The 11479-nt window shown below is 43.6% G+C and carries 11 protein-coding genes; 3 read left to right on the top strand and 8 right to left on the bottom strand.

What is annotated here, in order from left to right; all coding sequences use genetic code 11:
- Positions 1 to 9: 9 nt before the first annotated feature.
- Together ACWIP2_RS11795 and dcd are read left to right on the top strand one after the other, a co-directional pair.
- Positions 10 to 1059 (top strand): ATP-grasp domain-containing protein, encoded by a 1050-nt coding sequence (locus tag ACWIP2_RS11795; RefSeq protein WP_448520134.1) that lies wholly within the window; start codon positions 10 to 12, stop codon positions 1057 to 1059.
- Between the two features lie 99 nt (positions 1060 to 1158).
- On the top strand, positions 1159 to 1695 hold the full coding sequence (dcd, locus tag ACWIP2_RS11790) for a dCTP deaminase (RefSeq protein ID WP_448520133.1): 537 nt from the start codon (positions 1159 to 1161) through the stop codon (positions 1693 to 1695).
- Between the two features lie 192 nt (positions 1696 to 1887).
- Here dcd and porN read toward each other — a convergent pair whose 3' ends face one another.
- The 8 genes from porN to ACWIP2_RS11750 form a co-directional block, all read right to left on the bottom strand.
- A complete protein-coding gene (gene porN, locus ACWIP2_RS11785) occupies positions 1888 to 2748 on the bottom strand; it encodes a type IX secretion system ring protein PorN/GldN (protein WP_448520132.1) in 861 nt (286 codons plus the stop codon).
- 112 nt (positions 2749 to 2860) lie between these two features.
- Positions 2861 to 4459: a type IX secretion system motor protein PorM/GldM gene (gene porM / locus ACWIP2_RS11780; protein ID WP_448520131.1), complete on the bottom strand. Its 1599-nt coding sequence runs from the start codon at positions 4457 to 4459 to the stop codon at positions 2861 to 2863.
- Between the two features lie 52 nt (positions 4460 to 4511).
- Positions 4512 to 5330 (bottom strand): type IX secretion system motor protein PorL/GldL, encoded by an 819-nt coding sequence (gene porL, locus ACWIP2_RS11775; protein ID WP_448520130.1) that lies wholly within the window; start codon positions 5328 to 5330, stop codon positions 4512 to 4514.
- A 184-nt stretch (positions 5331 to 5514) separates the two neighbouring features.
- The gene (gene porK / locus ACWIP2_RS11770; RefSeq protein WP_448520263.1) at positions 5515 to 6582 is read right to left on the bottom strand and encodes a type IX secretion system lipoprotein PorK/GldK; all 1068 of its coding nucleotides are present in this window, start codon (positions 6580 to 6582) and stop codon (positions 5515 to 5517) included.
- A 129-nt stretch (positions 6583 to 6711) separates the two neighbouring features.
- Positions 6712 to 7698 carry a PorP/SprF family type IX secretion system membrane protein gene (locus ACWIP2_RS11765; RefSeq protein WP_448520129.1) on the bottom strand — a complete coding sequence of 329 codons (987 nt, stop codon included), beginning with the start codon at positions 7696 to 7698 and terminating at the stop codon, positions 6712 to 6714.
- Between the two features lie 38 nt (positions 7699 to 7736).
- Entirely contained in the window at positions 7737 to 8540 is an 804-nt protein-coding gene (locus ACWIP2_RS11760) for a uroporphyrinogen-III synthase (protein ID WP_448520128.1), read from the bottom strand.
- 9 nt (positions 8541 to 8549) lie between these two features.
- Positions 8550 to 9746, bottom strand: a complete 1197-nt coding sequence (locus tag ACWIP2_RS11755; protein ID WP_448520127.1) for a DUF4271 domain-containing protein — start codon at positions 9744 to 9746, stop codon at positions 8550 to 8552.
- A gap of 26 nt (positions 9747 to 9772) precedes the next feature.
- The gene (locus ACWIP2_RS11750; protein WP_448520262.1) at positions 9773 to 11110 is read right to left on the bottom strand and encodes a 4Fe-4S dicluster domain-containing protein; all 1338 of its coding nucleotides are present in this window, start codon (positions 11108 to 11110) and stop codon (positions 9773 to 9775) included.
- Positions 11111 to 11237: 127 nt separating this feature from the next.
- On the opposite strand from ACWIP2_RS11750, the gene ACWIP2_RS11745 reads away from it, so the two are divergent.
- A partial coding sequence (locus ACWIP2_RS11745) for a hypothetical protein (RefSeq protein WP_448520126.1) occupies positions 11238 to 11479 on the top strand: 242 nt, incomplete at its 3' end.

Raw genomic sequence — 11479 nt, 5'->3', positions numbered from 1 at the left:
TTTACTACTTTGAAAAAAATTGGTATTCTCTACGGCAAAGAAAGAAGTTTTCCACAGGCTTTTGTTGAGCGTGTCAATCAGAAAACACAAGGCAAGGGCATTATGGCAGAGCCTGTTGCCATAGACAGCGTAATCCAAGGTTGTCCCAGCCCATATGCTGTGATTATAGATCGCATTTCGCAAGATGTTCCTTTCTACAGAGCATATCTGAAAAATGCGGCCCTCAATGGAACAGCTGTAATCAATAATCCCTTTTGGTGGAGTGCGGACGAGAAATTCTTCAATAACTGTATAGCAACCAAAATAGGTGTCCCTGTGCCGAAAACCGTGTTGCTACCTTCACACCGAATGCCGCCCGATACCAACGAGCATTCCTTTACCAATCTTTTTGGACACTACAATTGGGAAAAAGCATGGGAAACAATTGGCTTCCCTGCCTACATGAAGCCTCACGCAGGCGGGGGATGGAAGAGTGTTTACAAACTCAACAATCTTGGCGATTTCTATAGCAAACATCCCGAAACAGGAGAATTAGTGATGCTGCTACAAGAAGAAATCCAATTTACCGACTATTTCCGCTGCTATTGTATCGGACAGAAAGACGTACGCATTATGCCTTATGAGCCTCGTAACCCGCATCACCTGCGCTATGTGGCAGAAACCAAAGCGACAGGTCCCGCAGCGAAAAAGTTGCTTGCAACTGTAAAGGATTATGTACTGCGCCTCAACAAAGCATTAGGTTACGACTTCAATACCGCAGAGTTCGCTGTACGCGATGGCATACCTTACGCTATTGACTTCTGCAATCCTGCACCAGATGCAGATGTACACTCTGTTGGTCAGGAAAATTTTGAATGGGTAGTAGAGGCCGCAGCCAATATGGCAATTGATCGAGCAAAGAAAAACAAAGAAGGACAAATGAACCTCACATGGGGCGAATTCGTTTCTCAGGCTTGCCTTGGGCTATCGGTCAGCAGCCCGGACTCTACGCCTACCAAAGAAAGCGGACTGGAAACACCGTCAGAGGTTACAGTGAAAAAACGAACGACAAAAAAATAAACTGTCTCGATTTGAAGTCCATCGAATAAGCCTTTGCAGATCTTGCGAAGGCTTCTTTACTTTGATCCAAGCGATTCAATCCTGTAAAATACTTGTGTTATGATCCTGACAGACCTTGAAATCCTGAAATACATTCACGCGGGCAAAATTGTAATCGAGCCATTTAATCAAGAGTGCCTTGGTACGAATTCATATGATGTACACTTAGGTAAATGGCTTGCTACCTACGATGCGGAAGTGCTCGATGCCCGCAAGCACAATACCATCAGCACCTTCGAAATCCCCGAAGAAGGATATATCTTAGAACCATGCAAGCTGTATCTCGGCGTTACGCAAGAGTACACGGAAACTCATGCACATGTCCCCTTCCTCGAAGGTAAATCGAGCGTTGGCAGACTTGGCATAGACATCCATGCAACAGCAGGCAAAGGCGATGTAGGCTTTTGTAACCACTGGACGCTGGAGATATCGGTCTCACAACGCGTTCGAGTGTATGCAGGAATGCCGATTGGTCAGCTCATTTTCTTCGCCATACAAGGCGACATCCAAAACTACTACAACCAAAAACCTTCGGCTAAATACAACGGGCGATACGAAAAGCCCGTAGAGTCTATGATGTGGAAAAACCGGTTCTGAAAAACTAACCTCACAATCAGCTAAATACAAAGAGACCGTTCAAAAATAACATAGACTTTAGTCTGTGATTTGTTAATCACTTGATAATCATACACTACAGACTGAAGTCTGTGCTACATGTAGCCTTTCTGGACAGTCTCTCAAAAACAGCTATACGAAAATCAGGAATAGCTTGTTAGCAATCGTTGTCTCTTAATACTCCCAAAGCTGGGCTTCGTACTCAAGTAGTGCATATTCGTATTGCAAAGAAGCATACATGGCTGCCTTCGCATCACCATATATATCTTCCATAGTTTCGTCCTGTCCGTTGGAATATTTAAAAATATGCCCTGTAAACAATCTTAAATCAAAGGCTTCGGCGAAATTGCGATGCTCCTTCGGATTGGCATTGTTGAACCAAACTGCATAAGGATTATCTTTGAAAACGTTCTCTACAAGTTCTTTGTAAGAAAATGTAGCAATGGGAATATCTACGGCTTTGGTATTTCTATCAGCCGGCAGGATGATCGTAATACTCTGGATATCGTGATACATGCGCGATCTTTTCTTATCAAAAATAAGATCTTCTCTCATCTCTAACAGATACAAATCTTTACCTGGCAAGTATTCGGTAGGTCCGCTAGCACCGCCGTCGCCGTCGCCACTGCTGAACTCATTGCCCCAGCCGCCAAGATCTTCTTCAATGCCAAAGCCCATTGCCTTTTCTTCCTCTGTTAAGCCGTCGCCCTGTCCTTCTACAACCAACTTCTTAATAAAATCATCAAAATCCATCCGCTTTACCAATGAGTCGTTGGTAAAAGGCCTTAAAATACCTGCTTTAACCGCATCAATGATAATACGGGTAATCTCCATATTTTTTGCATTGAACGATTTATTCATTTTTTCACGCAGATCTATCCGCCACCATAGTGTTTTCTTAAAGAACTGGTCGGAGCTTCGGATAGGACGCAACGAATTTAGATTGTAACCAAACTCCTCTCTTTCTTGTGCGTAGGCTGTTATTGAAAAGACGGCAACAGCGACAATAATCAATAACCGAATTAACGAATTCATGTGTGAATGTTTTTTTGTAATTATTAACAATAAATATGCCGCTTTATGGAGATAACAAGTCCTTTTCAAGTAGGATGAAAAGGACTTGCTATGTCAAAGAATACAGATACTACTATTGTGTAATCGTGTAAATGAAAGGTTCTGAACTTGCTTTCGCGTCCACGATATCACCTTTGTAGTTACGACGCTTCACCTGCTTTATTTCAATAATTAGACGATCGCCTTCTTTAGCCTGCGCACGGAAATCATTCAGGTTAGCTTCTTCGCTTGTAAACTTGCGCTCAGGAACAACCAACCGTCTGCCACGTGCCAAAGCTACTGTCCACTCAGTTACACGGTAATTCGCATCTTTTGGAATTACATCCTTGATACTTGGATCAGCAGTTGCTCTTGCTCTTAACGAAGAAGGACATGCACCGCCAAGTTTGGTATCCAGAGGTTTATTACCATTAAGGATCTCAACTTTAGGATCTGGCAAAAGTTTCACTTTGAACTCCTTAGGCTCGATCAGGTTGCCATCGCTGAACACTTTTAGAACTACTTTATTGGTAGTAGGAACAACAATGATCTCGCTCTTCGAAGCTCCTTTAATAACCTCGCCACCCTCTGCCTGAAAAGAAGGATTGTAAGCAGCACCCAATGCAGGCACGTTTACTTTCAACTCATTACCACAGAGGTAGTACAACGCAGAAATATTAGCAGCCTGAATATCTACTACAGGTTTAGCTACGATGTATTCTTCCTTCACACGGAAAATAGTGTCTTCGCCGTCAGCTTTTTTAATCTTGATAGTACCTTCCCATGATTTCTTCAGGTTGCCGTCTTTGTCGTAAGCTCCACCTTGTGCAGTAAATTCTACCGTACCAATACCGTTCTCTACTTTAACAGGGCCTGCGGTAGATGACATCTGAGGAACGACATTAGAAGCAGACGCAGCCAAGAACATGGTTGCGCGGTATTTTGTACCAGCAGCTACGATTTTAGACTCAGCACTTACCATTGCATTGATGCGGTCAAACTTAATCTCGACACCACCAACTTTGGTGCTTAGTTTTTTAATCACATCGCTCTCCGCGCGTACAACTTCAGATTGCATTTGGCTAAGTATGGCTAGACAGGCTACCAGAGGGGTACGCTCAAAATTGATTTGTGCGAAGTCTTTATGACGTTGATTATCATCGTTTTTGAAACGAGGCATTTCTTTGGCATCCAGTGCAATTTTTGCAATCTGAATTTCCTTGTCGAATGCACTCATCTCTTCGGCAAACTTGTTGAGTTTTTCTTTCAACGCATAAGCCTTACCGCTTTTTGAACCCTCAGGACCAATCAGGAAGGTAGTGGACTTGTCGTAGTTCTTCTCATCTGCATATTTTCCGTCTTCCTTCATACCACCTGTGTATTCGATGAGTTCTTTGCGAATCTGCTCGATAGTCGCCATCATAGCAGATGTTTTTGCCTTAGCTTCTTCTGCTTGTGCAATGATAGCCAGATCTTTGGGCTTATTACCTTCTTTGGCTACTTGGGCTTTCATGCCCTCTAATGTTTTATTGGTTGCTTCGCGGGCAAGAGTATTGGCATAACGAAGACTATCATCCATGTAATAGAACTTCTCCAATACTGTATTGCTCACTTGCAAGGCCAACAAACAGGTCAGCACGAGATACATCATGTTAATCATCGCCTGCCTTGGTGTTTGCTTACCACCTGCCATATTTCAGATCTTTTTTGGTTAGAAAATTATTAATAAATAAACGGCAAAAAGATTAGCCCTTCATTGCAGTAAGCATGTTACCATACACTTTGTTCAAAGATGTAAGGTTAGTTGTCAGTTTAGACATCTGATCTTTGAACAATTGTGATTCTTTGCTCGCGTCTGCCATGCTTTCCATAGCTACTGTCAGGTTGCCATAGAACTTGTTCATAGCCTTCAGGTGGCTGTTAGCATCTTTCAGCTCCATTTCATACACAGCATTGAGCGCCCCAAGATTCTTGGTAATTGTCTGTACCTGTGCATGATATTCTTTTGCCTGAGCAGAAGCATTAGCCATTACAGACATAGATTCTATTGTAGCAGCATAAGACTTGTTGAGTGTTACCAGCGACTGAGAGGCGGCACGCAAGTTTTTGGAATATTCCTCAGAAGCAGCAGCAGCCTCGCTCATGTCGCGCATTTTTAATGCTGACTCGTTAAGGGTTTTAATACCCTTACCGAAACTCTTGAAAGACTCTGTAGAAAGTTCTGCTTCCTGTAGCATTTGATCCAGCCCTACAAGTGCACCGGTTGCAGCAAGTTTGTTGGCTGCCTGCAGATCAGTTTTAGCAGGCGCGTTTTCTTCTGCCAATTCAGGATAAACCCGCTCCCACTCATAGTGCTTTTCAGGTGGAGGAACGGGTGCAATTACACCTAAAAGGAAGATGAATGCTTCTACAGAAAGTCCTACTACAAGCATAGGACCTGCACCTGGCCATGACATGATTTTGAACATGGCACCTACGATTACTACCGCAGCACCAACACTGGTGATTTTTGGAACAATTACGCGATTGAACTTCGCGACAGCGCTTTCTTTTCCGCTACCCATTTTGTTTTGAGGTTAAATAATTGAAAATTAGATAAAGTTAAAATTGATGATTGGTCAAAGTAAGGCAAATTCCTATAAATTGTCAATAGGTATTTGCGCTTGTTTGGATTTTTAACGAAAAAAGTCCGACGATATTATGCTATTAGCAGCTAATCGTCGAACTTTAACAAATTAGTAATCTTAATTAAAACTCAAACCCTGAAGAACGTCCCAAGTAAGTCATTGCACAGCGAAAGCCAATAAATGAACGGGCAGTATCGCCGTATTCAAAGTTGCGTGTACCTGTTTCAATGAGGAACGCAATATCTTTCCACGAACCACCGCGAATGAGTTTGCGAGGCTCATTTTCATCGTAGTAAGTCGGATTCAAGTCCCATACTAGCGGTACGCTGGCAGGATTGAAAGCATCTTCGCACCATTCTGCAACGTTGCCTGCCATATCATACAGACCGTAGTCGTTTGCAAAGTAAGAAGCAACAGGGGCTGTGTAAGCAAACCCGTCGTCATAGTAATTGCCTCTACCCGGCTTAAAGTTAGCTAAGGCACAACCTTTGGCATTGCGTACGTAGGGACCTCCCCAAGGATATTTGGCCATATCGCGACCACCGCGGGCTGCATACTCCCATTCAGCTTCGGAAGGCAGACGGAAATTGGGCATAGGGAACTTGCCTTTTCCTTCACGATAAGTATTCATTTTCTTTGTACGCCACTCACAGAACAGCAGTGATGCTTTCCAAGATACTCCCACAACCGGGTAATCGTCGAACGACGGGTGATCGTAATAATAAACTGTCATCGGATCGCCCATGTGGTAGGTGAAATCTTTCATCCATACGGTCGTATCAGGATAGGCTATATCCTTCAAATCCTGCTCGCTTTCAATCAGCGGCAATACTTTTCTGTAACGAATGAAGATTGTACTATCGCCGCCTAAGGGGAAGTATTCAGCAGCTTCGTACATAAACTGGCGATACTCGTTGTTAGTAATCTCAGTATCATCCATGTAAAAACCACTAATCGTGATTTGCTTGTTCATAGCGATCTTCGATGAGGCAATGTCTTCATCGGCTTGTCCCATATGAAAAGTTCCAGGCGGAATGGATACCATTCCATAAGGCAACTCTTGTTTCCAGCCGGTACGACCCTGAACACCTATTAATTCGCCGTTATCGCCGCCTCTGCCGCCGAAAATACAACTTTGTAATACCAAAGCAACAATCAAAGTACTGTATAGCGGTAATACATTACGCATTCGGCCATGTCGTATCATAATTCTGAGCATGATTTCTATCAGTTTATCAGACGTTCCTTGTCTTCTCAATAGGGTTTTAATAGCTAACGACTTCAGATGCTATTTCTTGCAAAAATAAGTCCAAAAGTTTTAGTCAAATCTGAATCTTGGAGTTCTGATATTAAATGATTCCGGTTTTTTAGGGGCGGGGATTCGATAACCTAAACGCAACTCGTGTGAGGTAGCTGCTTTTGCGGCCACACCCGTAATCTCGTAGTCAAAAGCATAGCCGATTGTTAGCGCATTATCTTTCATAACAGATGCTCCAATTAGCAAGGAAATACTGCTTATAGGACCCAAATCGCGAAAGGATGCACCAGCGTAATACTTCTGCCTGACATCAAATATTACTGCTCCTTCGTAAGAAACAACGTTCCGCAGATTTGTTTTCACAATGGCAGAAGGTTTTATAAGTATGTCAGATGTTAGTATGAACTCACTTCCGCCTAAAAAAGTGTAGGTTCGTTCTAATGGACTGATTGCAAATGTTGTACCATATTCGAAGCCAGGCTGTAGCAAGTGATTAGCACTTACACCAAAAAAATACTTAGGCGAAGAGTAGTATAGCCCTGCTGCAAAGTCGGGAACAAATTGGCTCTCTCTGCCTCTACCAATAATTAGAGGATCGTTCGGCTCGTTGGGACGCAACCTGCCAAAATCAAAAATCTGATTGTAAAAGCCTCCACGTATGCCAAAGGAAAGTCTTGCATCATTTTTCAATGGATGATGATAGGCGTATGACAGTTGAATATCGTTGTTAGTAACAGGCCCTATTGCATCATTGAGCAAGTAGATACCGATACCGCTGCGTATGCCGTTGATTGGCATGGATGCTGAGATAACTGTACTTACAGGTGCACCGCCATCGCCGTCTAAAGTAGTGCTGTAACCTACCCACTGCCTGCGGTGAATCAGATTGAAATGCGTAAAGCGGCTGTCAATACCAGAGGTAGCAGGGTTAAGATATAGTTGATTAAACATGAACTGACTAAACTGAGCATCTTGCTGTGCGCTTGCCTGCCGGTGAATGTCTAACGAAAAGAGAATAACAAGAAAGCAAACAATGTTTCTTTTCATAGCTTCTGAAAAGTAAATGAGGCAAGCAATATAGCAAATTAATTACTGATTGCTTTCTCTGCATCTTTGATATACAATTCAATAGCTCCTGCCATAGAAGGTGCATCCGGATGCGGGGCCTGAACGTCAAGCACTAAGTTTTGCTCTAGTACAGCTTTCCCTGTAGTAGGACCAAACGCAGCAAACAGAATATCACCTTGTATAAAACCAGGAAAGTTAGTCAGCAGAGAATTAACACCCGACGGGCTAAAAAACGCAATCAAATCATACTGTCTGATATCTAAATCTCTCAGATCGCTTGGCACTGTGTGGTAGATGATCGCCTCTGTGAACTTGATACCGCTCTTTTCCATAAACGAGGGCAAGTCATCTTTGCGAATATCAGAACAGGGATAAAGGTAGCTTTCTGTCTTGTGCTTTTTGATCAGATCGAACAGGTCTGTAACTGTTCGTTTGCCTGTAAATACTTTGCGTTTGCGGATTGTAATATATTTCTGCAAATAATTTGCAGTCTGGTCGGAAATGCAGAAATATTTCATCTCGGCAGGCATTTCTACTTTGCTTTCGCTGCACAACTTGAACAAGTGGTCTACCGCGTTTTTACTGGTAAATATAATTGCTGTATGATCCAGTATGTTGATCTTTTGTTTTCTGAACTCTTTAATACCTACCGGCTCAACCTGAATAAAGGGACGAAAATCTATTTGTAAATTGAATTTGGAAGCCAACTCAGCATACGGATTCTTGTCTGACTCCGGCTTCGGCTGTGAAATCAAAATTCTCTTTATTGGCTTAAGGCGTTCGGGATGCAACACAATTGATGAAACTTTGCCCTCTGTCATATGTGAGATTTATGAAGGAATCAAAAATAGCTTCAGTACTAACAAAAGAGGCAATACCTCTGTAGTGCAAAGATAGGCAATTAAATACACAAAACGTTGTGTAGCGGATAAATACACAATCAGACTAATCAGTGCCGTAGTAGATATCCACCCCCAGAGTACGACACGGGACAGTACCTGCGGACTGATGTAGGACTCATAATAGTTGCTCATCTGATAAGCGACCGCCAATACAAACATTATAAGGATGAATATCTTGTAGAGGTGCAGTCCTATAGACAAGTGCTTTTCTGCCAGCAAACTATGATTGAAAATACTGGACAGCAACTTAATAACAGTGTACTTAAGCCACAGAAATAACATCAGCCATCCGCCAAGCGTCAAAAAATTACTGATAGGATTATCGCTGTTCAGTGGTAGGTTGATCAGACTTCCGGGATAATGAGCACTCAGTAAAAGCACATAAGTGGCTATCATTGTAAACAATATCCAGACGGTCAAGAAGGAACGAATATTGGTTTTCTCCTGAACATCGGTGTATCTAAAAAATTGTATCAATATCTGTAGACTTTCTGTAACAGACACGTAACGAGCATTCATCAATGAAAACACAGACAGTACAATGCCGCACATTAGTGCTGTGATCAGCAAGTAGTTGTTGCGATCGGCGGGTTTACGAGCCAACGCAGTGGTTGGCATCACGATGGCATTAGCCTTAGTGCTGTTGATTAGGGTATCGGCTGTGCCTGTTGTTGTTTGTCTGTCCGCAATACCTGTATTTGTGCGCTCCCCACCAATGAATACGCGAGGAGTGCCTTCGAGCCGCCCCACTGACAAGTAGGTCAGCAGTGGCATTTTGCTGCTTTTAGCGATACTGTCCAAATCCCAGACCAATGTTTGGGGTTCTTTGATATGATGGCTAAGGTTGTTGTCTATAAAAATCAGCGTCTCTTTTTCGATCGGCAGGATTAGTTTGGTGGCAGGTGTCCACTCGGTCGGGCGGATGACCATATGCAGATGCCGCGCACGCGGATGAATACCAGGCAGATAAGGAACGTACAGCTGCTCCTCATATTCGTAAATCATCCATTGATCGCTAATGTCTTCATAGACATAAAAGCCTGTGGCGGGCTGGCTGAAAGCGATAAAAGCAATCAGGTTGGCCCACAACAGGAGAATTGTACCGTAATAAAAGCCTTTACCCATCGGCCTTTTTGGCTTGCATCAGCTTTTTACTCCTTGATTTCTTCTGCCCAGTTAAAGCGGTCAGAAGCAGAAAATGCCCAAGGTGCAGCATTATTTTCAATATTGGCGAACATAGCGTTCCACGAAGCAGGAGTAGCAGACTCTTCCATAGCAATGTACTGACGTACTTGCACGATAATATCCAAAGGATTAATGTTAATCGGGCAGGCATCTACGCAGGCGTTGCAAGTAGTACACGCCATTACCTCTTCTTTGGTGATATAGTCACCATAAAGTGATTTGCCGTCGTCGTAGTCTTTGCCATATTTGGCAATAAGTTCGCCTTTTTCCTCGAGGCGATCGCGTGTATCCATCATGATTTTACGCGGGCTGAGCAACTTTCCTGTGATATTTGCAGGACAAACAGATGTACAACGACCACACTCGGTGCAGCTGTAAGCATCCATCAGGTTTTTCCAACTCAGATCTTCCACGTCTTTTGCCCCAAAGCGCGTGATTTCTTGTGATGCGGCCTCGCCGTTGCCATCATTGATACCAAGCATAGATTTTACTTCGGCAGTAACGACCGGCATATTTTCAAGTTTGCCCTTCGGCTCCAGACTGGAAAAGTAGGTATTAGGGAATGCCAGCGCAATATGCAAATGTTTGGAATAGGTAACATAAACAGCAAAAGACATGATACCTAAAATATGAATCCACCAAGCACCGCGCTCCAAGCCGATGAGCGTAGCAGTGTCTAAACCATTGAACAGCGGTATGAGTAGCCCACTTATCAGAAACTTGCCTACTTCGGGGTAATGTTCGCTTGCGTAGGCGCTGTCTTCGCGGGTTTGCAAGATACTGTCTGTGGCGTTCATGGTAAATAGGCAGAACATCAAAGCAATTTCAGCAATGAGAATGATATTGGCATCCATCCGTGGCCACTTGGTCATTTCGCGGCTCCAAAAACGAGGGATCAGTTTAGAGTTACGACGCACGAGGAACACGACGCAGGTAAGCACTACACCCAGCGCCAGCAGTTCAAAGAAATTAATCAATACGCCATAGAAATTGCCCAGATAAGGCGCAAACAGGCGGTGCGTACCGAATAATCCATCGAGTACTATCTCCAACACCTCAATATTGACAATCAGGAAGGCGGCATATATGATGAAGTGCATCAGCCCTACGAGAGGCTTGTCAAACATCTTCTTTTGCCCGAAAGCAATCAACAACATCGTTTTCAAGCGCTCGGAAGGTCGGTCGGTGCGGTCAAGCGATCTACCTAACCGAATATTGCCCGATATGCGCCGTACCCGTGCGCTTATTGCAAAGGCTGCAGCGACGAGCGCAGCCAGAAAAAGAAGTTGTTGCACTAATGAAATAAATAGTTCCATAGCTATTCGCAGATAGTCTTATTGCGTATTGGCAAATTTAACTTATTTTCCTATAAGCCCGACTTTCCCGCGTCGAATTCGTATTTTTGGTAAACAAACCTTTGGGGCGATACAGATGATAACCGTTCAGATTCCGGATTCGGCATGGGAAAAGGCACAAAAAGCCTTGCAGGAGGCGCAGGTAGCATACCAGCCGCTGCCAGCCCCCGAATGGCTGGGCGCACTGGATGAAGCCGCCTACGAACTTGTGCGCGGGTATTTGCTGCAATACTATCACCAAAAACTGGAGGAAGTCCAAAAGTCAATCGCAGCCTTTGAAAGCAAGTACCAAATGGATTTTAAACAGTTTTGTGCGCA

Source organism: Rhodoflexus sp. (assembly GCF_053489755.1).
The sequence above is the reverse complement of the archived record's forward strand: the minus strand, read 5'-3'. Positions and strand labels throughout refer to the sequence as shown.

Excerpts from the sequence above, each read along its gene's own strand:
- dcd (WP_448520133.1), top strand. The coding sequence starts at position 1,159 with ATGATCCTGACAGACCTTGAAATCCTGAAATACATTCACGCGGGCAAA.
- porN (WP_448520132.1), bottom strand. The coding sequence starts at position 2,748 with ATGAATTCGTTAATTCGGTTATTGATTATTGTCGCTGTTGCCGTCTTT.
- porM (WP_448520131.1), bottom strand. The coding sequence starts at position 4,459 with ATGGCAGGTGGTAAGCAAACACCAAGGCAGGCGATGATTAACATGATG.
- porL (WP_448520130.1), bottom strand. The coding sequence starts at position 5,330 with ATGGGTAGCGGAAAAGAAAGCGCTGTCGCGAAGTTCAATCGCGTAATT.
- porK (WP_448520263.1), bottom strand. The coding sequence starts at position 6,582 with ATGCGTAATGTATTACCGCTATACAGTACTTTGATTGTTGCTTTGGTA.
- ACWIP2_RS11765 (WP_448520129.1), bottom strand. The coding sequence starts at position 7,698 with ATGAAAAGAAACATTGTTTGCTTTCTTGTTATTCTCTTTTCGTTAGAC.
- ACWIP2_RS11760 (WP_448520128.1), bottom strand. The coding sequence starts at position 8,540 with ATGACAGAGGGCAAAGTTTCATCAATTGTGTTGCATCCCGAACGCCTT.
- ACWIP2_RS11755 (WP_448520127.1), bottom strand. The coding sequence starts at position 9,746 with ATGGGTAAAGGCTTTTATTACGGTACAATTCTCCTGTTGTGGGCCAAC.